General features: G+C 63.9%; 22 protein-coding genes and 1 tRNA gene. 9 read left to right on the top strand and 14 right to left on the bottom strand.

Annotated elements, in window-relative coordinates:
* Positions 1-25: 25 nt before the first annotated feature.
* Positions 26-1,036, top strand: a complete 1,011-nt coding sequence (locus ACP16H_RS18140; protein WP_425073668.1) for an amino acid ABC transporter substrate-binding protein — start codon at positions 26-28, stop codon at positions 1,034-1,036.
* Between the two features lie 104 nt (positions 1,037-1,140).
* On the opposite strand, the gene ACP16H_RS18135 is transcribed toward ACP16H_RS18140, so the two are convergent.
* The 10 genes from ACP16H_RS18135 to rpmH all read right to left on the bottom strand — a co-directional run bounded on the left by ACP16H_RS18135 (position 1,141) and on the right by rpmH (position 9,323).
* Positions 1,141-1,629 carry a SixA phosphatase family protein gene (locus ACP16H_RS18135; protein WP_425073667.1) on the bottom strand — a complete coding sequence of 163 codons (489 nt, stop codon included), beginning with the start codon at positions 1,627-1,629 and terminating at the stop codon, positions 1,141-1,143.
* A complete protein-coding gene (locus ACP16H_RS18130; RefSeq protein ID WP_425073666.1) occupies positions 1,626-2,273 on the bottom strand; it encodes a ferredoxin in 648 nt (215 codons plus the stop codon). The genes ACP16H_RS18135 and ACP16H_RS18130 overlap by 4 nt, the downstream gene beginning before the upstream one ends.
* Positions 2,270-3,166, bottom strand: a complete 897-nt coding sequence (argB, locus tag ACP16H_RS18125) for an acetylglutamate kinase (protein WP_425073665.1) — start codon at positions 3,164-3,166, stop codon at positions 2,270-2,272. Before argB ends, ACP16H_RS18130 begins: the two co-directional genes overlap by 4 nt.
* Before the next feature lie 62 nt (positions 3,167-3,228).
* Positions 3,229-3,879, bottom strand: coding sequence for a ribosome biogenesis GTP-binding protein YihA/YsxC (yihA, locus tag ACP16H_RS18120; RefSeq protein WP_425073664.1), 651 nt, complete (start codon positions 3,877-3,879; stop codon positions 3,229-3,231).
* Positions 3,880-3,970: 91 nt separating this feature from the next.
* On the bottom strand, positions 3,971-5,770 hold the full coding sequence (yidC, locus tag ACP16H_RS18115) for a membrane protein insertase YidC (protein ID WP_425073663.1): 1,800 nt from the start codon (positions 5,768-5,770) through the stop codon (positions 3,971-3,973).
* 279 nt (positions 5,771-6,049) lie between these two features.
* Positions 6,050-7,597: a putative bifunctional diguanylate cyclase/phosphodiesterase gene (locus tag ACP16H_RS18110; protein ID WP_425073662.1), complete on the bottom strand. Its 1,548-nt coding sequence runs from the start codon at positions 7,595-7,597 to the stop codon at positions 6,050-6,052.
* Between the two features lie 68 nt (positions 7,598-7,665).
* Positions 7,666-8,526 carry a tRNA 2-thiocytidine(32) synthetase TtcA gene (gene ttcA, locus ACP16H_RS18105; protein WP_425073661.1) on the bottom strand — a complete coding sequence of 287 codons (861 nt, stop codon included), beginning with the start codon at positions 8,524-8,526 and terminating at the stop codon, positions 7,666-7,668.
* Between the two features lie 16 nt (positions 8,527-8,542).
* Positions 8,543-8,764, bottom strand: coding sequence for a membrane protein insertion efficiency factor YidD (gene yidD, locus ACP16H_RS18100; RefSeq protein ID WP_425073660.1), 222 nt, complete (start codon positions 8,762-8,764; stop codon positions 8,543-8,545).
* Positions 8,761-9,171, bottom strand: a complete 411-nt coding sequence (gene rnpA / locus ACP16H_RS18095; RefSeq protein ID WP_425073659.1) for a ribonuclease P protein component — start codon at positions 9,169-9,171, stop codon at positions 8,761-8,763. Before rnpA ends, yidD begins: the two co-directional genes overlap by 4 nt.
* A gap of 17 nt (positions 9,172-9,188) precedes the next feature.
* Entirely contained in the window at positions 9,189-9,323 is a 135-nt protein-coding gene (gene rpmH / locus ACP16H_RS18090; RefSeq protein ID WP_425073658.1) for a 50S ribosomal protein L34, read from the bottom strand.
* A gap of 398 nt (positions 9,324-9,721) precedes the next feature.
* Here rpmH and ACP16H_RS18085 point away from each other — a divergent pair, with 398 nt between their 5' ends.
* The 5 genes from ACP16H_RS18085 (at position 9,722) to ACP16H_RS18065 (ending at position 13,984) form a co-directional block, all read left to right on the top strand.
* Positions 9,722-10,462, top strand: a complete 741-nt coding sequence (locus ACP16H_RS18085; RefSeq protein WP_425073657.1) for a TVP38/TMEM64 family protein — start codon at positions 9,722-9,724, stop codon at positions 10,460-10,462.
* Positions 10,462-11,871, top strand: a complete 1,410-nt coding sequence (locus ACP16H_RS18080) for a dihydrolipoyl dehydrogenase family protein (protein WP_425073656.1) — start codon at positions 10,462-10,464, stop codon at positions 11,869-11,871. The genes ACP16H_RS18085 and ACP16H_RS18080 overlap by 1 nt, the downstream gene beginning before the upstream one ends.
* A gap of 6 nt (positions 11,872-11,877) precedes the next feature.
* Positions 11,878-13,260, top strand: a complete 1,383-nt coding sequence (locus tag ACP16H_RS18075; RefSeq protein WP_425073655.1) for a sensor histidine kinase — start codon at positions 11,878-11,880, stop codon at positions 13,258-13,260.
* A gap of 57 nt (positions 13,261-13,317) precedes the next feature.
* Positions 13,318-13,394: transfer RNA gene (locus ACP16H_RS18070), tRNA-Arg, on the top strand.
* A gap of 128 nt (positions 13,395-13,522) precedes the next feature.
* Positions 13,523-13,984 carry an NUDIX hydrolase gene (locus ACP16H_RS18065; protein WP_425073654.1) on the top strand — a complete coding sequence of 154 codons (462 nt, stop codon included), beginning with the start codon at positions 13,523-13,525 and terminating at the stop codon, positions 13,982-13,984.
* A 73-nt stretch (positions 13,985-14,057) separates the two neighbouring features.
* On the opposite strand, the gene ACP16H_RS18060 is transcribed toward ACP16H_RS18065, so the two are convergent.
* From ACP16H_RS18060 to ACP16H_RS18045, 4 genes are all read right to left on the bottom strand, one after another.
* Positions 14,058-15,401, bottom strand: coding sequence for a cytochrome-c peroxidase (locus ACP16H_RS18060; RefSeq protein WP_425073653.1), 1,344 nt, complete (start codon positions 15,399-15,401; stop codon positions 14,058-14,060).
* 200 nt (positions 15,402-15,601) lie between these two features.
* The gene (locus tag ACP16H_RS18055) at positions 15,602-16,111 is read right to left on the bottom strand and encodes a flavin reductase family protein (RefSeq protein ID WP_425073652.1); all 510 of its coding nucleotides are present in this window, start codon (positions 16,109-16,111) and stop codon (positions 15,602-15,604) included.
* A gap of 9 nt (positions 16,112-16,120) precedes the next feature.
* Entirely contained in the window at positions 16,121-17,008 is an 888-nt protein-coding gene (locus ACP16H_RS18050) for an aldo/keto reductase (RefSeq protein ID WP_425073749.1), read from the bottom strand.
* An 11-nt stretch (positions 17,009-17,019) separates the two neighbouring features.
* Positions 17,020-18,174, bottom strand: a complete 1,155-nt coding sequence (locus ACP16H_RS18045; RefSeq protein ID WP_425073651.1) for an LLM class flavin-dependent oxidoreductase — start codon at positions 18,172-18,174, stop codon at positions 17,020-17,022.
* Positions 18,175-18,258: 84 nt separating this feature from the next.
* On the opposite strand from ACP16H_RS18045, the gene ACP16H_RS18040 reads away from it, so the two are divergent.
* The 3 genes from ACP16H_RS18040 to ACP16H_RS18030 all read left to right on the top strand — a co-directional run bounded on the left by ACP16H_RS18040 (position 18,259) and on the right by ACP16H_RS18030 (position 24,674).
* Positions 18,259-18,960: a GntR family transcriptional regulator gene (locus ACP16H_RS18040; RefSeq protein WP_425073650.1), complete on the top strand. Its 702-nt coding sequence runs from the start codon at positions 18,259-18,261 to the stop codon at positions 18,958-18,960.
* Positions 18,957-20,066, top strand: coding sequence for a Gfo/Idh/MocA family protein (locus tag ACP16H_RS18035; protein ID WP_425073649.1), 1,110 nt, complete (start codon positions 18,957-18,959; stop codon positions 20,064-20,066). The genes ACP16H_RS18040 and ACP16H_RS18035 overlap by 4 nt, the downstream gene beginning before the upstream one ends.
* A 186-nt stretch (positions 20,067-20,252) precedes the next feature.
* Positions 20,253-24,674, top strand: a complete 4,422-nt coding sequence (locus tag ACP16H_RS18030) for an Ig-like domain-containing protein (protein WP_425073648.1) — start codon at positions 20,253-20,255, stop codon at positions 24,672-24,674.
* Positions 24,675-24,701: the final 27 nt, after the last annotated feature.

The following is a 24,701-nucleotide window of genomic DNA, read 5'->3' as shown; positions in this document are numbered from 1 at the left end:
GCAAAGACCTTAAGGTGAGGACGGAATGTACAGGATTCTCTGCGTCGCGTCTGTGATGCTGGCGGCAACCACCGCGACCGGTGGCACGCTGGACGAGGTGAAGACCCGTGGCGCGCTGAACTGTGGCGTCAACACGGGGCTTGTCGGCTTTGCTTCCAAGGATGCGGCAGGGGTCTGGCAGGGCTTTGACGTGGGCCTGTGCCGCGCGGTGGCCGCCGCGGTGCTGGGCGATCCCAACGCTGTCAATTTCATCGAGACCACCGCCGCGACGCGCTATCGCGTGCTGAACGCGGGCGAGGCGGATCTGCTGGCGCGCAACACGACGTGGAGCTTCACGACGGACGTGGACCTCAAGGTCGATTTCGCGGGCATCAACTACTACGACGGGCAGGGCTTCATGGTGCCCAAGGCGCTTGGCCTGTCCTCCGCCCGCGAGCTGGATGGCCGCAAGATCTGCGTGCAGGAAGACACCACCAGCGCAATGAACGTGGCGGAGTATTTCAAGCGCTACGAGATGACCTACGAGGCGATCCCGGTTGCGGGCACCGCCGAGGCCCAGAGCCTGTACCTGGAAGGTGCCTGCGAGGTCTATTCGTCGGATGCGTCGCAGCTGGCGGCGATCCGGGCAACCTTTGCCGCGCCTGCGGACCATGTGCTGCTGGAGGACATCATCTCCAAGGAGCCGCTGGGACCGGTTGTGCGTCATGGCGATGACGACTGGGCCGACCTCGTGCGCTGGGTGCTGAACGCGCTTATCGCTGCCGAGGAACTGGGCGTGAACTCGGCCAACGTGGACGAGTTGAAGGCGCAGGGCACCTCGACGCCCGAGGTGAACCGCCTGCTGGGCCTCGAAGGACTGATGGGTGAGATGCTGGGGCTGGACGCCGATTGGGCCGTGCGGGCGATCAAGGCCGGGGGCAACTACGGTGAATTGTTCGCAAAGAACATCGGCGAGACGACCCCGATCGGCCTGTCGCGCGGGTTGAACCTGCAATGGACGGAGGGTGGGCTGTTGTACAGCCCGCCGTTTCGCTGACGATTAGCGCCCCGCTTTTCAACTTGATCAAACTGTGCGCCGATGTCCCGAGAGCGCCGAAGGCGCGGCAGGGTATCGGTGCGTCCCGTTAAAGGCGGGTCGCTTCAGTCGGTAAAGTCGCGCCCGACGACGAAGTCGGTGACGCGGCCCGTGCCGGGTGTCAGCGCCTCCCAGTCGTCGATCTCGAAGTCCGCCACAAGGGTCGCGCAGGTGGGATAGTCGTTCCAACGCGCGTGCTCGGGGCCTTTGGCGACAAGCGCATGGGCGAAATCGCCGATGCCGGGGTTATGGCCCAGCATCAGAACCGTGTCGCCCGTGGCCTGCCGCAGGACTGCGAGCATCTCTGTCGCCTCGGCGAGGTACAGCGCCATTTGATAGCTGGTGCGCGCCTCGATCTTCAGCTTCTCCAGCGTTTCGCGGGTGCGCAGGGCCGAGGAACAGAGCACCTCGTCAGGGAGGTAGCCCATGTCCTTCAGCCAGAGGCCCGTGACCTTGGCGGAGCGCTTACCACGCCCGTTGAGGGGGCGCTCGGCGTCAGGGGTGCCGGCGGCCCAGTCGGACTTGGCATGGCGCATGAGGATGAGGCGTTTCATGGTCTGTAGTTTCTCATGAAGGCAGACATGTGGAAAGCTGACTGATCGGGTAGTCGCTCAAACCCGCGCGCCACGGGGCAGGCGCGGCGCACGAGGCACCCGGATTGGCAGGCGGCGCTGACGTGGACATGCGCCTGACAGCGCGGCACGTCGTAGCTGCCAGAAGCGAAGGCGTCGACGGGGCAGGCGGTCAGGCAGGGCGCTGCGCAGGTGTCACAGGGGCGTTGCCCCGCCGTCAGGTCATAGTGATCGGGCAGGGCGATCACGCCGCGATAGGACACGAACAGCCCCGCGTCGTCATGCACCAGCAGGCCCACAGGGGAGGGCCAGCTGTGGCCGGAGGCCTGCGCCCACTGGATGAAGGGCGGATAGGGTGGCCCGTCCGACGGGAACAGCGCGGTGCCGTGGTAAGGTGCCGCCAGCGCGGGCAGGATGCGTTTCGACCAGCGGTCCATCGGGTCGGGCAGCCCGTCGCTATATTCCGGCGCGGCGGTGAAGATCGGCCAGAAGCGCGGCTCGTCCGGGCCGATCATCACGAGGGTCCGGGCGCCTTGCGGCAGGGTGGGATCGGCGTCTGGGTGCAGGCCACCGCGAATCGTCAGGCCATGGGCCTGCGCGGCAGCCTGCAAGGCCGCGAGCGTCACGGATGGCGCTGCGTCAGCGAGGGCAGGTCCGGCTGTCGGATCATCGAGCCGGAGCCGTGTTCGGTGAACAGTTCCAGCAGGCAGGCATTGGACACGCGGCCATCGACGATGACCACGGCGCGCACGCCTTGCTCCAGCGCCTTCAGCGCGGTTTCGGTCTTGGGGATCATGCCGCCCGCGATGACGCCTTCCTCGGTCATGCGGATGATGTCGTCGGGGACCATCTCGGTCACGACCTCGCCCTCGGCGTTCTTGACCCCGGCCACGTCGGTCAGCAGCAGCAGGCGGTCGGCCTTCAGCGCGCCCGCGATGGCCCCGGCGGCAGTGTCGCCGTTGACGTTGAAGGTTTCCAGCGGGTCCATGCCGGTCGCCACGGGGGCCACGACAGGGATGATCCCGGCGGCAAAGAGGTCGCGCAGCACCTGCACGTTCATCTCGATCGGGCGGCCGACGAAGCCCAGTTCCGGGTCGTCCGCCTCGCAGACCATGAGGTCGTCGTCCTTGCCGGACAGCCCCACGGCGCGGCCGCCTTCGTCCATGATCGCCTGTACGATGCGCTTGTTCACGAGGCCGGTCAGGACCATCTCGACCACCTCGACGGTGGCCTGATCCGTGACGCGCTTGCCGCGCACGAACTCGGACTTGATGTCGAGCTTCTTGAGCATCTCGTTGATCATCGGTCCGCCGCCGTGCACCACGACAGGGTTGATGCCCACCTGCCGCATCAGCACGATGTCGCGGGCAAACTCTGCCATGGCGTCGGAATCGCCCATGGCGTTGCCGCCGAATTTCACCACGACGATGGCACCCGAGTAACGCTGCATGAAGGGCAGGGCCTCTGACAGCGTGCGTGCGGTGGCTTTCCAGTCTTTGTTCATGTTGCGCGGTCTCATCTGGGTATCCTTAACGGGCTGGCATTTACCATGCCCCGAAGGCCGCGAGAGTTCCAGTGGTCTCAGAGTTTGGCGATGATCGACCTGAGCGTGGCGATGCCGTCGCCCTTCTCCGACGAGGTGATGACCAGCTCTGGATAGGCGGCGGGGTGCTTGTTCAACGCCTCGCGGACCTGCGCCAGAACCTTGTCCTGCTCGGCCTTCTTGACCTTGTCCTGTTTGGTCAGCACGACCTGAAACGGCACGGCGGACTTGTCCAGCAGGGTCAGGATCTCGTCGTCCACCTTCTTGATGCCATGGCGGAAGTCGATGAGCACGAAGGCGCGCTGCAAGGTCGCGCGGCCCGAGAGGTACTGCTTCAGCAGGCGCTGCCATTTCTCGACCACGGCCACGGGCGCATTGGCAAAGCCATAGCCCGGCAGGTCGACGAGGTACTTTTCGGCCCCGAGGGTGAAGTAGTTGATCTCCTGCGTCCGGCCCGGCGTGTTCGACGCACGGGCCAAGTTCTTGCGCCCGGTCAATGCGTTGATGAGGCTGGATTTGCCCACGTTGGAGCGGCCTGCAAAGCAGACCTCGCCCCGGTCGTCGGGCGGCAGGCCATCCATGGCGACGACACCTTTGACGAAATCCACGCCGTCGCCGACGAACAGCTTGCGAGCCGCTTCGCGGGCGGCATCATCGGGGTCTTCGGCGAGGGGGAAGGGCAGTTGCATCGGGCGTCTCCTGCGGATTCGCATGGTCTATAAAGCAACCGCGGCCGTGAGACCATCACGACCGCGGTTTCCGTTTCGTCGGTGAGGGGCGTTACTTCTTGGCCGCCTCGGCCTTCTTGCCCTTGATGTTGCCAAGGATGTCCGGCTTGTACCCATGGCTGCGCATGATGAGGTACTGCTGCGTGAAGGTGATCACGTTGTTGGTGATCCAATAGACCACCAGGCCCGACGCGAAACCGCCCAGCATGAACATGAAGATCCACGGCATCCAGGCAAAGATCATCTGCTGCGCGGGGTCAGCGGGCGCCGGGTTCAGTTTCTGTTGCAGCCACATGGAGATACCCAGCAGCAGCGGCAGAATGCCGATGAAGACCAGCGCGAGGATCGAACCCGCCTCCGGCGCGGCCCAGGGCAGCAGGCCGTAGAAGTTGAAGATCGAGGTGGGGTCCGGCGCGCTGAGGTCGCGGAAAGGACCAAAGAAATCGGCATGCCGCAGTTCCAGCGTGACGAAGATCACCTTGTAAAGGCTGAAGAAGATCGGGATCTGCAGCAGGATCGGCAGGCAGCCCGCGGCCGGGTTGACCTTCTTCTCCTTGTAGAGCGCCATCATCTCCTTCTGGAGCTTCTCGCGGTCGTCACCGGCGCGCTCCTTCAGCTTTTCCATTTCCGGCTGAAGTTCCTTCATCTTCGCCATGGAGGCGTAGGACTTGTACGCCAGCGGGAAGAGGAGGGCCTTCAGCAGGACGGTCAGCGCGATGATGGCGAGGCCCATGTTGCCGATCTGGGCATGCAGCCAGTGCAGAACGGCGAATATCGGCTTGGTCAGGAAGAAGAACCAGCCCCAGTCGATGGAGTCGATGAAACGGTCGACGCCCTGTGCCTCATACTCTTTGATGGTTTCCCATTCCTTGGCACCGGCGAAGAGTTGCGTGGACACAGATTGCGTCTGGCCGGGGGCGACAGTCACCGTCGCCATCACGGCCTCTGCCTGATAGATGTCCGAGGCTTGGTCGTACTTGACCACCGACTTGAAAGGCTGGTCGTTGCCCGGGATCATCATGGCCATCCAGTAATGGTCTGTGAAACCGACCCAACCCGTCTCGGACACGCGCTGCACGGAAGCGCGGATGCCTTCGCCGGGGTCTACGTCCATGTCGGGCATGTCGCCGTAGGTGATCTGCTCGAGGATGCCGTCGGACATCTGCATCGCACCTTCGTGCAGGACGAAGAACTTCTTGCTGTCGGGCTCACCGTGGCGGGCTATGACACCGTAGGGAGCGAGGCTGATCTCGGCGGAGCCTGTGTTCTCGACCGTCTGGGTGACGGTGAACATGTAGTTCGCGTCGATTGCCATCGTGCGGCGATAGATCAGCCCCGCAGGGCTGTCCCAGCGCAGTGTGACCGGCGAGTCGACAGTCAGTTTCTCGCCTGATTCGACGGTCCATGCGCTGTTCGGTCCGGGAGCTTCGCTGGCGGCCACGCCATTGCCGGGTGCCCAACCGTACAGCACGTAATAGGCCGTGTCATTGCCAACGGGGTCGAGCATCTGCACGATCTCGTCGCTGTCCAGCGATACAGTGTAGTCTTTCAGGCGCAGGTCGTCGATGCGGCCACCAGCCAGAGAGATCGACCCTTCGAGGCGCGGTGTTTCCAGCGGCAGACGCGGAGCATCGGCGAGGGGGTCCGGAGCGGCTTCCGGAGCGGGTGTGCCACCCGGAGCAACCGAAGGCGTTGTCGCGACGCCATCCGTAGCCGGGACCGTCTGAGTGACCTCAGCGGGTGCATTGGGATCCTCGACCGGTTCTGGCGGTGGAAAGAGGATGAACCATACGAGAATGACGACAAAGCTGAGCGCCGTCGCCAGGAATAGGTTCTTGTTCTGTTCATCCATTTGGGAAGCCTGCCTTTCCGTTTGAAAGTCCCGGTGGGTTCAAACGTCCCCGGCCTGAAAGGTCAAGCGCATTTCCGTCACATCCTTGGGACGCGACGGGGCAGACGGCGGATTTTAGGTGTCTGGTCGGCTGCGAGCGGCAGATTGAACGGGTTTTCCAGGCGGGGCGGTCCCCGTTGTGATGCTCGGGACAGAAAGCGCGCGATTCCCTGTGTCCTTGCGCGCCGCCATTCCACGGGCGAACGTCGTGCAAGGGAACCGCCTTGGCGCCGGAGGAGCTCAGGCGGAGCCGCGGCCGAGCTTTTGCGCTTCGGCAATGCGATTGGCGTGCTGATTGGCCCAGTCGACCAGTTGGTCGGCGGGCATCGGACGGGCGATGCCGAAGCCCTGCACATGATCGCAGCCAAGTTGGGCAAGCAGCGCGTGCTCGCCAACGCTTTCGACGCCCTCGGCAAGCGTTTCCAGCCCGAGACGGTCGGCCATGCCAAGGACGGCTGCCAGCATGCGGTGTTGTTCCTCATCGCGGTCGATGCGCGTGACAAAGCTGCGGTCGATCTTCAGACGATGTACCTTGAACCGGCGCAGGGAGGTGATGGACGCATGACCGGTGCCGAAGTCGTCAAGATCGATATGGCACCCGAGTTTACCCAGTTCGACGATGTTCCGGGCGACCACGCCCTCGGGTGATCCGGCGATCACGGTTTCCAACACTTCGATGCCCAGACGCTGCGGTGTCAGGCCAAAGCGGTCCAGTTCCCACTGGATGCGTTCGACCAGACGCGGATCTCGCAGTTCGGGATCTGAGAAGTTTACGCTGACACGTGGAATGTCCAGACCTGCGGAATCCCAGCTGCGCAAGGCCGTCAGGGAATGCTGCAGGATGACTTCGCTGAGACGTTCCATGCGGCCCGAATCCTCGAGAACGCGAAGAAACTGCCCCGGGGGAACGATCCCACGAGTGGGGTGGATCCATCGCGCCAGTGCCTCTACGCCACTGATGCGGCCCGTCGAGGTGCAGACCTGGGGCTGGAACCAAGGCTGGATCTGGCCGCTGGCCAAGGCGCGGTCTACCTCGCTGCGGAGTGTCTTTTGCTCGCTGTGCGCCATGCGCATGTGCTCTGACCAGGCGCGGATGGCGGAGGGGCCATTTGCCACGGCCTCTGACAAGGCGACCTGCGCCGCTTCGAGCATCTGGGCGCCCGTAGCCGTGGCCGGCAGGCGCACGCCCGCACAGAACCCTATGGAGGCGGACATATACCGCATGGAGTTTTCCACGGCAGCCGGTTCTTCGACTGCGTTCTGAAGGCGGGAGGCCAGTTGCAACAAGGCCTCGAGGTCCAGCCGCAGGGACGGGCCCAAGAGCAAAAGGAACCGGCGGTCCCCCATGCGCAGCGCTATGTCGTCGCGCCGCAACGTGTTGCGCAGCCGGGAGAGCGCAAGTTCACGCAGGGTATCGACGGTCCCGTCGCCTGCCATTTGCGCGCTGTCATCGAGGCCGTCGAGTTCGACGAGCATGCAGGCCGTCGCGAGGTTCGCGGCTTTCGCGCGGTCCAGCGCGTTCTGGGCGAGAGAACGGGCGGCCGCCATGTCGACCACGTCTGACGCCTGTTTTGCGGGCTCTTCCTCTGCCGCTCTGCCGCTCGGCCCGCTGGCCAACAGATACAGGAAGGGTGCGCCGAGTGCCGTGAAGATCAGAAAGGGCTCGCCGCCGATCCAGAAAGCCGCCAGCACGATTGCCGGCAGGAAAGCCAGCGACTGGGGACCCTGCAGCCCCCGCCGGAGAAATGAGCGGACCCTCGCGAATCCCGTGCCGATGGACATCTTCATGAGCCCGTCCTTCCGTTACTGGACAAGGACCCTAGAAGACGCGGGTAACTCGGGTGTTAACGCCGCGGTCAGTTTTTGTTCGAATTGCGTTCGTCAAACGTCCGGGTCAGTCCGGCGAAGTCGAAAAGCTTTGGATCGAGCATATGGGACGGGCGGATATTCATCAGCGACCGGAACATGACCTGGCGGCGGCCGGGGCTGTTTTTCTCCCATCCGTCGAGGATCTGTTTCACCTGCTGTCGCTGCAGGCCGTCCTGGCTGCCGCAGAGGTCACAGGGAATGATCGGGTAGTTCATGGCGCGGGCGAACTTTTCGCAATCTTCCTCGGCCACATGGGCCAAGGGTCTGAAAACAAATAGATCACCGTCCTCGTTCACCAGCTTCGGAGGCATGGTCGCCAGCCGTCCGCCATGGAAGAGGTTCATGAAAAATGTCTCTAGAATGTCGTCCCGGTGATGGCCGAGGACAACCGCGTTACACCCTTCCTCGCGCGCGATTCGATACAGGTTGCCGCGACGCAGACGCGAACACAGCGCGCAATAGGTGCGCCCCTGCGGAACCTTGTCCATCACGATGGAATAGGTGTCCTGATACTCGATCCGATACGAAACCTGCATCTTCTCGAGGAACTCCGGTAGGACGGTCGCGGGAAAGCCGGGCTGGCCCTGATCGAGGTTGCAGGCGAGCAACTCGACCGGCAACAGACCGCGCCATTTCAGTTCGTGCAGGATCGCGAGCAGGGTGTACGAGTCCTTGCCACCGGACAGGCAGACCAGCCATTTCTGCGGCGTGTCGCCGGCTTCGATCATGCCATATTGTTCGACCGCTTCGCGCACGTTCTGCACCAGCCGCTTGCGCAGCTTCTTGAACTCGGTGCTTTTCGGGGCGCCGTAGAACAGCGGGTGAATCTCGTCGGCGTCGTCCAGCATGGGGGTCCTCCGGGGATCAGTCCGGTACGTTGTCGATACCCGATCCACCCCAAGGGTGGCAGCGGGCGATGCGGCGGGCGGCCAGCCAGCAGCCCTTGAAGGCGCCGTGTTTTTCAAGCGCTTCCATGGCGTAGGCCGAGCAGGTGGGGTGGTAGCGGCAACCATGGCCGACCCAGGGGGACAGGACCAGACGGTACGCGCGCACCGGCAGGGACGCGACGAAGGCCAGCGGGCTCATGTCGCGGCCTTCTTCGGGTCGGACTGGCCATGCAGCTTGCGCAGGGCGCGGCGAAGGTCGTCCTGCATCAGGGCAAAGTCTCGGGTCGCGGTCTTCTCGGCGCGGCCGATCAGCACGTAATCGTGGTCCGGTTGCCCCATGGCGGGCAGAACCAGCCGGGCAATTTCACGCAATCGGCGCTTGGCACGGTTGCGCGCCACGGAGTTCCCGACCTTCTTGGAGCACGTAAAGCCGACCCGCATCCCTTCGGCTTCGCCCTCGTCACGCAGCCGAGCCTGCAGAAGGAAGCCTTCGCAGGGGACGCGGCGGGCGCGGGCGGCGCGGAGGAAATCTGCGCGCTTGGAAAGGACCCGAAACGACAACAAGGCCGTCTCGGAACGGTCCGGGACGGCCTGTGTGTCAGCCATGACGGCAGTGTCTTGGATCAGGCGCTCAGAACCTTGCGGCCGCGTGCACGGCGCGCATTCAGGATCTTGCGGCCGGCCTTGGTTGCCATGCGTGCACGGAAGCCGTGGCGGCGCTTGCGGACGAGGTTCGACGGTTGGTAAGTGCGTTTCATCGCGGCTACTCCGGGTTCATTGGCCGCGACGCGAGTCGCCACCAGGGACATTCGAAGCCCTGCCTATAGGGGGGCGTGGGGATGTTGTCAAATGCCTGTTGGCAGGGAAATCAAAATCTCTTTCTGCGGCAGGCTTGAGGACTGGATGATACATGCAGCTTTGCAATTCAAGGGGTTGAACCTGTCTTTTTTGGCGGCTTGAGGCCGCGGGGTTGATTGTTTCAGTCCGCCCGTCCCGAAGAAGGTTAATGTTTCAGACCGCACGGCGTTACGGGCGAATCCTCACGAAACCGCAAGTCACGCTTCAACCCGGCGTGAAGCGGGTGTCTTGAAGGCCCTCTTTGGCGCATGTTGCGGTTCAGGCTGCCCGCGATGGGCTGGGCAAGCGGGAGCGCAGAATGACGGAAGCTTCGAAATCCGAAGGCAAGACCAACGGTTTGGCGCGGCATTTGCCGTTGATACTGATCGCTATCGTGGCGGTGGTCGGGGCGCTGACTTTGCGCGACTATATCACCTTTGACACGCTTGCCGAAAACCGCGAAGAGCTGCTGGCGCTGCGGGACGCGCATTATCTGCTGATGGCGCTGGGATTCGTCGTGATCTACGTCGCGATCGTGGCCTTTTCGCTGCCCGGCGCGGCAGTGGCTTCGGTGACGGGAGGGTTCCTGTTCGGGCTGTGGACCGGCACGGCGCTGAACGTGATCGCCGCCACCATCGGGGCGACGGCGATCTTTCTCGCGGCGCGCGCGGGGCTGGGGCGAACCCTGGCGGCGCGGATGCACGCGTCGGAGGGCACGCTGGGGCGGATCAAGAAGGGGCTGGCAGAGCATGAGATCTCTGTCCTCTTCATGATGCGGCTGGTGCCCGCAGTTCCGTTCTTTGTCGCGAACCTGTTGCCCGCGCTGGTTGGGGTGAAGCTGCGGAACTTCCTGCTGACCACGGGTCTGGGAATCATTCCGGGCGCTTTGGTGTTCACCTCTATCGGTGTGGGTCTTGGCGAGGTTTTCGACCGGGGAGAGCGTCCGGACCTGTCGTTGCTCTGGGCGCCACAGGTGATCGGTCCGATCCTCGGTCTGGCGGCTTTGTCGGCACTTCCCATCGTTATCAAGACCCTGCGTGGCAAGAAGGAATTGGACTGATGGAAAAGCTGAGTTGCGACATCCTGATTATCGGTGCGGGCTCCGGTGGTTTGTCCGTTGCTGCGGGCGCCAGCCAGATGGGCGCTGACGTGATTCTGCTTGAAGGACACAAGATGGGCGGCGACTGCCTGAACTACGGTTGCGTTCCGTCAAAGGCCTTGATCGCCGCTGCGGCCCGGGCGCAGACCATGCGCCGCACCGCCCCTTATGGCATTTCTCCTGTCGATCCCGTCGTCGACTATGCCGCTGCCAAGGATCATGTGGCGGGGGTGATCGCGCAGATTGCTCCGGTGGACAGTCAGGAGCGCTTTGAAGGCTTCGGTGTCCGTGTGATCCGCGCCTTTGGGCGCTTCGTTTCGGAAACCGAGGTGGAGGCGGGGGACTACCGCATCTCGGCACGGCGGATCGTGGTGGCCACGGGATCGTCGCCGCTGGTGCCGCCGATTCCGGGATTGGCAGAGGTGCCGTTTCTGACCAACGAGTCCCTCTGGGAACTGAAGGAACGTCCCGACCACCTTCTCATTATCGGAGGCGGTCCTATCGGTATGGAAATGGCGCAGGCGCATGTGCGCCTTGGCTGTCGCGTGACGGTGATCGAAGGGGCAAAGGCGCTGGGACGCGATGATCCGGAGGCCCGCGCGCTGGTGCTGGAGGCGCTGCGCGCCGAGGGGGTCGAAATCGTCGAGGAGGCCAAGGTCACGGCGGTCCGCCCGGGCATTGCGGTCGAGGTCGAAGACGGGCGCGTTTTCGAGGGATCGCACTTGTTGGTGGCTGTCGGGCGCAAGACGAATACTGAACGGTTGAACCTGGACGCCGCCGGCATCGAGACCACGCGCACGGGGATCAAGGTGGACGAGTCGCTCAAGTCCACGAACCGCCGGGTCTATGCCATCGGCGATGTGGCGGGCGGGATGCAGTTCACCCATCTTGCGGGCTATCACGCCGGGATCGTGGTGCGCTCGGCCGTGCTGGGGCTGCCGGCCAAGGCGAAAACCGCGCATATCCCGCGCGCCACCTACACGCAGCCGGAACTGGCTCAGGTCGGCCTGACCGAGGCCGAGGCGCGCGAGCAGTATGGTGATCGGCTGGAAGTCGCGCGGTTCGACTTTGACCACAGCGACCGGCTGCTGGCGGAGCGTCAGGCAAAGGGCTTCATCAAGGCGATGGTGGTCAAGGGGCGACCCGTCGGCGTGACGATCGCGGGCCCGCAGGCAGGGGAACTGGTGAACCTCTGGTCGCTGGTGATCGCGAACAATCTGAAAATGAGTGCGGTTTCGGGCATGGTTTCGCCCTATCCAACTGTTGGAGAGATTAACAAACGGGTTGCGGGCGCCTATTTCTCTCCCAAATTGTTCGAAAACGAAACCGTGAAGAAAGTTGTCAGGCTGGTGCAACGCTGGCTGCCATAAACCCTTATGTTGAACTCGCTCTCTGGCCGCTTCCTCGTTCTGACCGTCATCTTCGTGATGCTGGCCGAAGTGCTGATATTTGTCCCTTCGGTGGCACGCTTCCGCGAGGACTACCTTCTGGCGCGCCTGGAGCGGGCGCAGATCGCGTCCTTGGCCTTGCTGGCTGACGACATGCTGACCGAGGACCTCGAAAAGGAGCTGTTGGACAACGCAGGCGTCTACAACGTGGTCCTGCGGCGCGATTCGATGCGGCAGTTGGTGCTGTCCTCCCCAATCCCGGGAGAGATCGAGGCCTCGTACGACCTGCGCATGGCGAGCGCCTGGGACCTGATGCGCGACGCCATGTTTCGCCTGTTGCAAACGGACCCGACCATCATACGGGTGATTGGCGCGCCATCGTTGGATGCAGGGCAACTGATCGAAGTCACCATGGAAACCGGCGATCTGCGGGTGGCCATGCTCGATTACGGGCTGCGGGTGCTGCTTCTGTCTGCGGTCATTTCGATCATCACGGCGGGGCTGCTGTTCCTTGCCGTGCGCTCGCTGATCGTGAAGCCGATGAAAGGCGTCATCGGTCACATGATGCGTTACGCCGAGGCCCCCGAGGATGCGCGTCGCATCATCACCCCGCAGGCGACGGTGCGTGAACTGCGCGAGGCGGAGGTGGCCCTGCAGGCGCTCGAGACGCAGCTGACGCAATCGCTGCGGCAGAAAGAGCGGCTGGCGCAGCTGGGTGGGGCCGTGGCGCGGGTTTCGCATGACCTGCGCAACATCCTGACCTCGGCGCAGTTGTTCACGGACCGTATCGAGATGTCCGAGGACCCTGCGGTGAAACGCATGGCGCCCAAGCTGGTGAACTCCATCACGCGGGCGGTGAGCCTGTGCGAAAACACGCTTGCCTTTGGTCGGGCCGAAGAGCCCGCGCCGGCACTGACGCATTTCAACCTGTCGAATCTCGCCAACGAGGTGCTGGAGGCCGAGCGGCTGGCCATCGGCGAAGACGACGTCTCGCTGTCCGAGGACATCCCAGCCAGCCTGATGATTCGGGGCGATCCGGAACAGATCTACCGCGCGCTGTCGAACTTGGTGCGCAACGCGCGTCAGGCCATCACGGCCACGGGGGAGGGCGGTGAGATCTCGGTCGCCGCACGGGCCGAGGATGACGCCTGGATCATCGAGGTGACCGACACCGGGCCCGGTTTGCCGCCGAAGGCACGCGAACACCTGTTCCAGCCATTTCAGGGCGGTGTGCGCAAAGGCGGCTCGGGGCTGGGTTTGGCCATCGTGTCAGAGCTGATCCGCGGTCACGGCGGCACGCTGACGTTGAAAAATTCAGATGAAACAGGGACTTGTTTCAGTATTCGACTGCCCATGGGCGATATGTCGTGAAAAATTCAAAATTCGCTCTTGCGCATCCCGGGCGGCATATGTACATCCCGCCCTCACGGACCGATAGCTCAGCTGGATAGAGTACTTGACTACGAATCAAGGGGTCGGGGGTTCGAATCCTCCTCGGTCCGCCAGAATTCAAGGCCGCGTCAGTCACTGACGCGGCCTTAGTTCTTTTCAATGTCTTAGGATCTTGGGTGCATCTTCGCGGGGAGGCGACGCGCACCTCGAAAAGGTCCGCGAGCGGTCGACAGGAGGACGATTGCCCGAGATAGGTGAACAGATTGCCGCCCTGCCGCTGCGCTGGGACGACAAGGGCCAGGTGAAGGTCCTGATGGTGACCTCGCGGGACACCGGCCGCTGGGTCATGCCCAAGGGCTGGGAGATGGACGGCCACAAGCCCTGGGCCGCCGCCGAGATCGAGGCGCTGGAAGAGGCCGGGGCCAAGGGATTTATCAGCTCCGAGGCGCTGGGCACCTATCGTTACCCCAAGATCATGAAGGATGGGCGCGTCGTGCCCTGTGTCGTGCGGGTCTACCCGATGGTGGTGAGCAAACTGCTGCGTGACTGGAAAGAGCGCAAACAGCGCAAGCGCAAGTGGTTCACGCCCAAGGCCGCTGCGAAGCGTGTGGTTGAGCCGGAACTGGCGGAGCTGTTGATGCTGCTGCACAAGAAGCCGCGCAAGCAGCCTGCGGTGAAACACCTCATGAAGCACACGGCCTGATGCTTGCCAAATGGCCATGAAAAAGGCGCCGCGTCAGTCTGACGGGCGCCTTTCGCGTTTCAAATCGGCGGGATCAATCCACGGGCAGGCCGGACGGCACGCGGTCCGGGCGGCCCAGCGGGCGCTGCATGGCCGTCTCGCCGGTGAGCGCGTTGAGGAAGGCCTCTAGCGCGTCGATATCTGCCTCGACCATCTCGACCGGCGTGATGTCCAGCTTGGAAATCTGGCGCTCCTGCTCGTCGGCCAGCGAGACGATGGTGAAATCGTCCTTGTCCAGCCAGGGCACCTGCGGCAGCCGCGCCATTCCGGGCGTCCAGTTGGCGCGGGTCGTCACCGGGTCACACATGTGGCGGATCATGTCGCGCAGATCAGTATAGGCGCCGTTGTGGCCGTAGGGGCCGGTCAGGGCGACATTGCGCAGCGACGGCACGCGGAACTTGTAGGCATCGGCGGGGTCGCGCGTGGTTTCCATGCGACCCATGTCGCGCGGCAGGTCGTTGCCGTCGAATTTTCGTCCCGGCCCGAACTGCGGCACCCCGGCGGCGTAGAAGTTCTGGTCGGTAAACAGCGGACCGGAGTGGCAGGACGAACAGCCCGCCTCGCCGAAGAACAGCTGACGGCCTTTTTCTGCAAGCGGGTCCAAGGGTTTGCCCGCGTTGACATAGGCGTCGTAGGGGCTGTCGAAGCTCTGCCACTCCGACATTTCGAACGCCGCTATGGCATTCACGATCTCGACGATGGTGATGTCCTCGGGCGACTTCACATGCGGATAGGCGATGCGGAAGGCGGTCTCGTAAGCCGGTTTTGAGCGGACACGGGCGGCGATGGTTTCCCACCCTTCGGTGAAGCTGCGCGCAAAGGCGTCGGCCACATCATTGTCGCCGGGCTGGCCCTTCATCTCGGCAGCGGAGGTCGGTGGGAACAGCGCCTGCGCCGCAACGATGGAGTTCAGCCCGAGCGGGGTCTGGCCCTTGGCCGGGGTCTTGAAGCCCGACGGCTGGGAGGCGTCCCGCTCGACCCGGCCATCATGGAACAGGACGCGACGGTCCTTGTGGCCGATGTTCCACAACGCAGGTGCGTTGCGCGGGATACGCTCGGCCACGCGCGTGTTGCCGACAAGGCCGGACAGACGATCAGGGCCAAGGCCGTAACCGCCCTCGCCAAGACCGAGGCTGACGCCGTCGGCGCTGTTCAGGTCATGGTGGTGGCAAGTGGCACAGCTGATGTTCAGGTTGCCCGACATGATCTTGTCGTAGAACAGCAACTGGCCGAGACGGGCCTGCGCCGCTTCGACCGGCAGGAAATCCTCCGCCGTCATGGTGTCGGCCTGCGCCGACGTTCCGAAAAACAGCAGCGCAGCACACGCGGCAGTTGCCGCCCGCACGAGCGGCTTCGTGATAATATGCATCGCAGGCATGGCAGACCTTTGATCGAGAAAACGAAATGTATCTGACTAAAATGTGATCCGGTCGTGCGGGGATGGCAAGTCCTAGATTTCTTACCCTGTTTTCGCGGTTATCCACAGAATGCGCGATTTTCCGCCTGCGTTTTGGGCGTCGTTCCCGAAATCGGGAGCGCAAAAAATCCTACTGATTCTGTGCGTGATCTGACCTTGCGTCAGTCCGGATCCGCCAGGCGCCCATAAAAGCCGGAGTGGAACAGCAGCGGCGCACCCGTCCGGGTTGTGACGCGATGGACATGGCCCACGATGATCGTATGGTCCCCCGCATCATGTGCCGCCTCCTGTGTGCATTCGAAACGCGAAAGGCAGCCCTCGATCAACGGGGTGCCGTGGTCGTCGTAGGCCAGTTCAAGCCCGTCGAAAGCTGTGCCGGCTTTGGCAAATCCCTGACAGAGCTTTTCCTGTTCATGGCCCATGACGTGGATCGCAAACCGCTCGGCCTTCAGGAAGAAAGGGTAGCGATAGGAATGCTTTGCCGGTGACCACAGAACCAGCGGCGGATCCAGGGACACCGAGGCAAAGCTGTTTGCGGTGATCCCCAGCGGCCCGTCGGGTGTGGCGCAGGTGACGATGCAGACGCCCGTGGCAAAGCGCCCCAGCGCATCGCGAAAGGCGCGGGGATCGGCATCGGCAGGGTCAAAGACATGTGGCGCGGCGTTGGTCATGGCCGTGACTTAGGGCACCTCGTGCCCGAGGGCGAGGGTATAAAGCTCATACCACGTCTGACGGTCCAGACTGACACGCGCGGCGTCTGAAATCGTGGCGATCCGCGACAGGGTATTGGTGCCCAGCACCGGCAGGATCGTCGCGGGGTGGCGCAGCAGCCAGGCGACCGCTACTGCGGCGGCATCGGTGTCGTTCTCGGTGGCGATCTGGTTCAGTCTTGCGCGCAGCGGGCTGGAGGCTTCGGCGAACAGGCTGCCGCCACCGAGCGGCGACCATGCCATGACAGCGTGGTTGTGCCGCTGATGAAAGGCGAGGTCGCCGTTTGTCAGCGGTTCGTGATGGGTGAGCGAGATTTCGATCTGGTTGGTGGCAAGCGGCGTCTCCATCGCGGATTGCAACAGCTCCCAATCCCATGGGCGGAAATTCGACACGCCAACGGCGCGCACCTTCCCGGAGTTCACCAGCTCGTCCAGCGCCTCTCCGGTCTCGACATGATCCATCAACGGATCGGGGCGATGGATCAACAGCAGGTCGATGTAATCGGTCTTCATCAGTTTCAGCGAGGCATCGACGGACTGTCGGATGTGCTTGCGGGTGGTGTCGTAATATTTCACCCGCGCCGCCGCATGGCGTCCCACGGGCGCAACGATGTCGCACTTGGTGACGATCTCGATCTGTTTGCGCAGGGCCGGGGTCAGGGCGTTGCCGAGGATCTCTTCGGCCATGTAGCCGCCGTAGATGTCGGCCTGGTCCATGGTGGTGATGCCTTGATCCAGACAAGCGTCGATCTTGGCGCGGACATGTTCGGGCGAGGTGTCCGCATCGTCCCCCAGCCGCCACATGCCATAAACAAGGCGCGAGAGGGTGACGTCATCGGTGAGGGAAATTCGTTCCAGATCATTGGCCATCAGCGGCGGGGTCCTTCGGCTAGCGGAGTGTGCGGGGCGGTTGCGGGCACCCTGCCATAGGCATGGGGCAACGAACAGGTCTTCAGCTGTGGCAGGACACGGGCACCGAAATGGCGGCACTCGTCGTGGTGCGGATAGCCGGACAGGATGAAGGCGCGGATCCCCATCTTCCTGTAGGCCTCGAGTTCCGAGAGCACCTGATCCGTCGACCCGACGATGGCCGCCCCACAGCCGGAACGGGCACGACCGATGCCGGTCCAGAGGTGGGGCTCGACATACCCGTACTGGTCCGCCAGTTCCCGCGCCCGCGCCTGATGCGACACACCGAGCGAGCCGGAATCGAGTGCCCGTTCCCGGATCAGCTTTCCCATCTCGTCGTCGAGTTTCGAGGTGATGTGCTCGGCCCATTCGCGCGCCTCGGCTTCGGTGTCGCGCACGATGACATGCACGCGCAAACCGTAATCCAGCGTGCGGCCGTAACGGTCGGCGACGGCGTGCACAGCCTTCATGCGTTCCGCGATCTGGTCCTTGGGCTCCGGCCACATCAGGTAGACGTCGCAGTGCTGGCCGCAGAGCTCCAGCGCGTCGGGGGAGTAGCCGCCGAAGTACAGGAGCGGTCCGCCTTGCTGGTAGGGCTTCGCGGGGTCGGTGGTGAGGCCGTGGAACTGGTAGACTTGGCCGTCGTGATTGATTTCGTCCTGCGTCCAGGCCTGTTTGAGGATTTCCACCACCTCGCGCGAGCGCTGGTAGCGGTAGGCCGAGTCGGCCTTCTCGCCCGGGAAGTCGGAGGAGATGATGTTCACCGTCAGCCTGCCTTGCAGCATGTGGTCGAGCGTGGCGATGGTGCGGGCCAGCATGATCGGCTGCATCTCGCCGCAGCGCACGGCGGCCAGCATGTTGATACGCTCGGTGATCGGCGCGCAGCCCGCGACGAAGGACAGCGTGTCCTGCCCAACCTGGTAGGAGGACGGGCAGAGGATGTTGCGGAACCCCTGCCTCTCGGCCTCCTGCACCAGCGAGGAACAATGCGACCAGGATGATCTTAACCGGCCCTCAGGGACTCCGAGGTATTCGTAGTCATCCGAGCAGAGCGCCGCGAACCACGACACCTCGGCCGCGTCGAGGTCGGGGGAGGTGATGGGAACCACGGTCATAAGATGCCCTCCGGGTGCATTTTCCATATTGCGTAGCAGCGGAAACGGAGTAGATCAATGGTGTATCAATTTCGGAATTGAAAGATGACCGACCGCCACGCCCTGCCGCTGTACCTGCAAATCAGCGAGATGCTGATCCGCGACATCAACGCGGGGCGGTTGGCGGATGGCGAGCGCTTGCCGCCGGAACGCGACTATGCCGAACGGCTGGGGATTTCCGTGGGCACCCTGCGCAAGGCGTTGGATCAGCTGGTCGAAAAGGGACTGCTGGAGCGGGTGCAGGGGTCGGGCAATTACATCCGGGCCAAGGCGGATGTGCAGGCGGTCTATGCCTTCTTCCGGGTCGAACTGCTGGAGGGCGGTGGCCTGCCCACGGCGCAGGTGCTGGACGTGACCACGGTGGACAAGCCCGCCGACCTGCCCGCATTCGGGACCAGCGACAAGGCGCATCGCATTCGCCGTCTGCGGCGGCTGAACAAGGTGCCTGCGATCATCGAGGAGATCTGGCTGGACGCCTCCTATGCGCCGCGCATGGCGCGCGAGGATCTGTCGGAGTCCCTGTATCTTTATTACCGCGACAAGCTGGGGCTGGTGATCCACCGGGTCGAGGACAGGATGGGGGTTGCCCCGGTGCCGGATTGGGCGCCGCCGGAGTACGGGCTGACCGCCGGGGCGTCGACCTTGCTGGCGACGCGCATCAGTTTTGACCATGACGGCCGGCGGGCCGAGGTCTCGCGGGGGTGGATCGATACCAATGTGGCAACCTATGTGGCGCGATTGAAATGAAGGACCACGGAACGAAGGTGATCCGCTACGGCGTGATCGGATGTGGCATGATGGGGCAGGAGCACCTGCGCAACATCGCGCTTCTGGACGGGGCCGAGGTGGGTGCGATCTTTGAGCCCTCCGGGATGATGGCAAAGGCGGCGCGGCTGATGGTGCCAGGGGCCGCGATGGTCGATTCCATCGATGCGCTTCTGGCGCGTGAGGATATCGACGCGCTGCTGGTGGCCAGTCCGAACCATCTGCACATCGGTCAGTTGGAGCAGGTGGCGGCGCGGCGGCCGATGCCGATCCTGATGGAAAAGCCGCTGTTCACCGACCCCGCCGATGCGGCGCGCGTGGCGCGGATCGCCGAATCCTACCCGGCGCCGATCTGGGTCGCGATGGAATACCGCTACATGCCGCCGATCGCGGTCTTTCTGGAGCAGCTGCAGGAGGTGACCGGTGGCGTGAAGATGCTGACCATCCGCGAGCATCGCTTTCCCTTCCTGCCCAAGGTCGGGCATTGGAACCGGTTCAACCGCAACACCGGCGGGACACTGGTCGAGAAGTGCTGCCATTTCTTCGATCTCATGCGGCTGGCGCTGAAGTCCGAGCCGGTGCGGGTGATGGCCAGCGCGGGGCAGGTGGTGAACCATCTCGACGAGCGCTACGACGGCGAAACGCCGGATATCTGGGACAGCGGTTATGTCATCGTGGATTTCGCCAATGGTGCCCGTGCCATGCTCGAACTGTGCATGTACGCGGAGGGCGCGGAGTACCAGGAGGAGCTGTCCGCCGTTGGTCCAGCGGGGAAAATCGAGGCGCTCGTCCCCGGTCCGGGGCGGTTCTGGCCCTCTGATCTGGGCGCGCCGCCTGTCCCCCAGGTTGTGGTCAGCCCCCGCAATCCTCGCGGCCCGCGCGTGCTGGAGATCCCTGTCGACCCGGACCTGCTGGACGCGGGCGACCACAACGGATCGACCTTTTACCAGCATCAACGCTTTCTGAGCGCTGTCAGGGGCCTTCAGGGCTGCGAAGTGACGCTGTCAGATGGCATGAAAGCGGTTCAGATGGGTCTCGCCGCCCAGGAGTCTGCGGCCACAGGGCAGGCTATACGTCTGAATAGTTAGTATCCCTGCCACATTTCTGCCACAATCTATAGCTGATTTGGTGCTGACGACCCCGAAAACCCCGTCATTTGCCGTTAACGTCAATTTCCGCCTAGCGAATGTGGCGGGAATGCGTTAAGCATGCCTTAGAGCAAGAAGCCCGCCGCATAAAAAACAAGGCGGGCACAGAGGTAGAGCGGTGTGATCATGAACGCGATTGATTTCGTGATCCGTACCAGTGCGGGTACGGTGGAGCGTGGCTCCGTGGGCGGCGAAGGCCAAGGTTTCCTTCTCGACGCGGGTGTCGGCAACGATATTTCCCTGAATATCAGCCAGATGGACCTGCGTGGCTATGACCGCGCAGCGAACGATCTGCTTATCACGCTCGCTGATGGGCGCGTGATCGTGCTGGAAAACTACTTCAGCGGCGAGATGGCGGGCGCGGCGAACAGCCGTCTGTTCCTGTCTGCGAATGGCGACCTGAACGAGGTCAGCTTTGTCGAGGCGGATGGTGGCGCGCTGTTCGCGCAATACGGCCCGACCGAAAGCTGGGGCAAGTGGAGCCCCTCCGACCAGCTGATCTTTATCGACGATCCGGAGGTCATGCCGCAGGTGGCGGGTGCCTACGACGGCGAAGAAGAAGATGTGGGCATGTTGGCCGCCCTGCCGCTTCTGGGTCTGGGAGGCGCGGGGGCCGGTGGCCTTGGCGCGCTGCTGGGTCTGCCGCTGCTGTTTGGTGGTGGCGGCGGTGGTGGCGGCGGTGGTGGTGGCGGTGGCGATACACCGACGCCCACGGAAACCACGACGCCGACAGACACCTGGGTCGCTCCGACCGTGGACAGCGCCGACGCGTCCTATGATATCAGTGGCAACGATGCTCCGGTTCTGACTGTGACCGGCACCGCGAACCCCGGTTCGACGGTCGAGGTGGTCATCGGTGACGAGACCGTCACCGGCACCGCAGGCGAGGACCGCGTCTGGGAAGTGATCTTCGAGGGCGACGATTTCCCGGATGACGGCACCTACGTCGATGTCGACGTCACCGTGACCGATCCGAACGGCACCGTGACCGATCTGGACGGCCCGAGCTTCACCATCGACACGACGCCCCCGGCGCTGGACATCACCGAGGGCACCGTTTCGGTCGCGGAGATCGTCAATGCGGTCGAGCACGCCAATGGTGTGACCATCGGCGGCACCGGCGAGGCGGGCGCGACCGTGACCATCACCATCGACGGCAACAGCCAGTCCATGGTGATCGGCGGCGACGGCTCGTGGTCCTTCACCTTCGACGACTCGGTCTTCCCCGAGGGCGAATACATTACTGACATCACCCTGACAGCCACGGATTCCTTCGGCAATGCGACGACCGTGACGGACAGCGTGCAGATCGACACGGTCAACACGATCGCGCTGGACAACGCGCCGCTGACCGGGGACGACCTGATCTCGGGTGCAGAGCATGCGGCGGGCGTGACCTTTACCGGCACCTCGCAGGCGGGGTCCAGCATCGTCGTCACCATCGCGGGCGTCGCGCAGACGGCCACCGCCGATGCCAATGGCGACTGGAGCGTGACCTTCTCGGCGACCGACCTTGCCGCAGGCACCTACACCGCCACGGCAGAGATCGTGTCGACCGACACCGCAGGCAACGTGTCCTCCATGTCGCATACCTTTGACGTGGACACCGAGGCTGCCGTCACCATCAACACCGCGACCATCGCGAGCGACGGCGTCATCAACGCGGCGGAATTCGCGGGCCAGGTCACCGTGACCGGCACCGGCGAGCCGGGCGCGACGGTCGTCGTGACCTCTGGCAACAACACGCTGGGCACCGCCACCGTGGGCACCAATGGTGCCTGGACGATGAATGTCTCTCCCTCGCTGATCGACGGCGGGCCGGGCCATTCCGAACTGGGCTACACCGGGACGCTGACCGTGACCTCGACCGATGGGGCGGGCAACACCTCCAGCGCCTCGGGCACCGTCACGGTGGATACTAACGTGTCCATCCTGTACTTCGTGGCGGACGCGGATGGCACCATCAACGCCGCCGAGCGCCTGTCGGGCGTCATGGTCAACGGCACCTCCGAACCGGGGGCCGCGATTACGCTGACCATCCAGGGCACGACGCTGCAGACCACGGCGAACGGCAACGGCGAGTGGACCATGTCCATCCCGACGGCGCTGGTTCCCACGGGTGTGTCGACGCTGTCCGGGACGTTCAAGGCGACCGACCTTGCGGGCAACTCCACCACCTCGACCTTCGCGATGCCGGTGGACACGACGACCTCGGTCACGATGAACACGGCAGGCGTCGAAGGCGACGGCACCGTGAACGCGGTTGAGCGCGCCGATGGCGTGGTCCTGACCGGCACGACCGAGGCGGGCAGCACCGTCGTAGTTACCGTGAACGGCAGCGACTACACCGCCACCGTCACCGGCACGACCTGGAGCGTGACCCTGCCTGCGTCGGAGATCCCGACCGGCGACACCACTCTGGCTGTGGCTGCGAAATCCACCGACCTTTATGGCAACGTGGCGACGGTCAATGGCTCCATCGACATCGACACCGTGACCAGCGTTTCGGTCAACACGGCGGGCGTCGAGACCGACGGCATCATCAACAAGGTTGAGCATTCCGATGGCGTGACCCTGCGCGGCACTGCCGAGCCGGGCGCGATCGTGACGGTCACCATGGGCAATATCACCCACCCGGCGGTCGTCGCCAGCGACGGCAGCTGGACGGTGTTCTACTCCGCCGCCGAGATCCCGACCGGAGAGCGCACGCTGACCGTCACCGCGCGGGCGACCGACGCGGCGGGCAACGTCGAGACCGCTTCGGGGACCGTCGCGGTGGACACGCTGGTGCGCAACTTTGCCACCACCTCGACACCCGGTGGTGCCGATGGCGTCATCAACGCGGCAGAGCGGACGGCGGGCCTGACCATGACGGGTACAACCGAGCCGGGCAGCTCGGTTGTGCTGACGATGAACGGCCACACGGTGAATGCCTCGGTCGACGCAAACGGCAACTGGACGGCGAATTTCACCGCCGCGCAGATCCCGACCGGAGAGACCACGGCGGCGATGACCATCACCGCCACGGACCTTGCGGGCAACGTGGAAACGCTGAACCGCACCGTGACCGTTGACACCGACGCGGGTCTCCTGACCATCGACTCGACCCCGGTCGAGGGCGACGATGTGGTGAACTTCGTCGAAGCGTCGGATGGTGTCATCATCACCGGCACCTCGACGCCGGGCCAGTGGGTCGTGGTGACCATGGGCGGTGTGTCCCATACCGTCCTGACCGGTGCCAACGGCAAGTGGACGGCACCCTTTGCCGCGCACGAGATCACACAGGGCACCTATGACGCCACGATCACGGCGCAGATCACCGACAGCGCGGGCAACCAGCTGCTGCGGACGGACAGCCTGCATTTCGACACCGAGGTGCTGAACTTTGCCACTTCGACCAACCCGGTCGAGGGCGACAATGTCATCAACGCGGTCGAGCGCATGGATGGCTTCAGCCTGACGGGCACGACCGAGCCGGGCGCGACAGTGAAGGTGACCTTCAACGGCGTGCAGCAGACCGCGACGGTGGACAGCCAGGGCAACTGGTCCGTGTCCCTCCCGGCCTCGGCCATTCCGACGGGCGAGACGTCGCGCGTGGCGACGGTGGACACCACCGACGTGGCGGGCAACACGGCGCAGACCTCGGTGACCATCGGCATCGACACGCTGGTGAATGAACTGGACCTGAACCGTCCCGTCGCCGGTGACAACGTCATCAACTACGCCGAAGCGGCAGCAGGCATCACCCTGACGGGTGACGTCGAGCCGGGCTCGACCGTGACGGTCACGATGGGTGGCGTGGTGCATACGGCGGTTGTTTCGGCCTCGGGTGCGTGGTCGCTCAACATTCCGTCCAGCTCGGTCCCGACGGGGACCCTGCCGAACCATCAGATCAGCATCACGGCGACCGACGCGGCAGGCAACGTCGACACGATCACCGAGACGCTGGCGATTGACACCGAGGCACCGGACACGCTGTCCTGGGACGGCTATGGCCGCTCGGGCGGCGGTGTGGCACAGATCTGGACCGACAACACCGACGACGCCCTGTTCCTGGGCAAGGTGATCAACCCGAGCGGTGCGGCCTCCGTGTCCGAGGTCGCGCTGTCCAACGTGGTCGAAAGCGGCGATGACGCCTACCTGTTCCTGCAGAACCCGGTGGCCGACGGCACGCATCTCGTGCTGGCTTCGACCGACGCGGCGGGGAACACCTCGGGCGCGTATCTGGTGACGGACGACACCCACACCAATACGGTGCAGATGTCGGACAGCATCGCCAATGCGCTGCGGGCCTTCAACGTCGACACCATCGACCTGCAGTTCGCAGAGGACAGCGAACTGACGATCACGGAAAGCCAAATCAAGGCGCTGTCCGAGACCACCGACACCGTGGCGATCCACGGTGGCTCTGACGATATCATCAACATCGTCGGTGCGCAGGCGGCTGGCACGCATTCCGAGAACGGCCACAATTACAACGTCTTCACCCTGGGTGATGCGACGCTTCTGATTGATGACGAGATCACCAAGATCAACGGGGTGATCTGAGGATATCCGCCTCCCTCGCGGGGGAGG

This window comes from Sagittula sp. S175 (assembly GCF_049800975.1).
GTDB lineage: Bacteria > Pseudomonadota > Alphaproteobacteria > Rhodobacterales > Rhodobacteraceae > Sagittula.
Note: the sequence above shows the minus strand (reverse complement) of the source record. Positions and strands in the feature narration are given on the sequence as shown.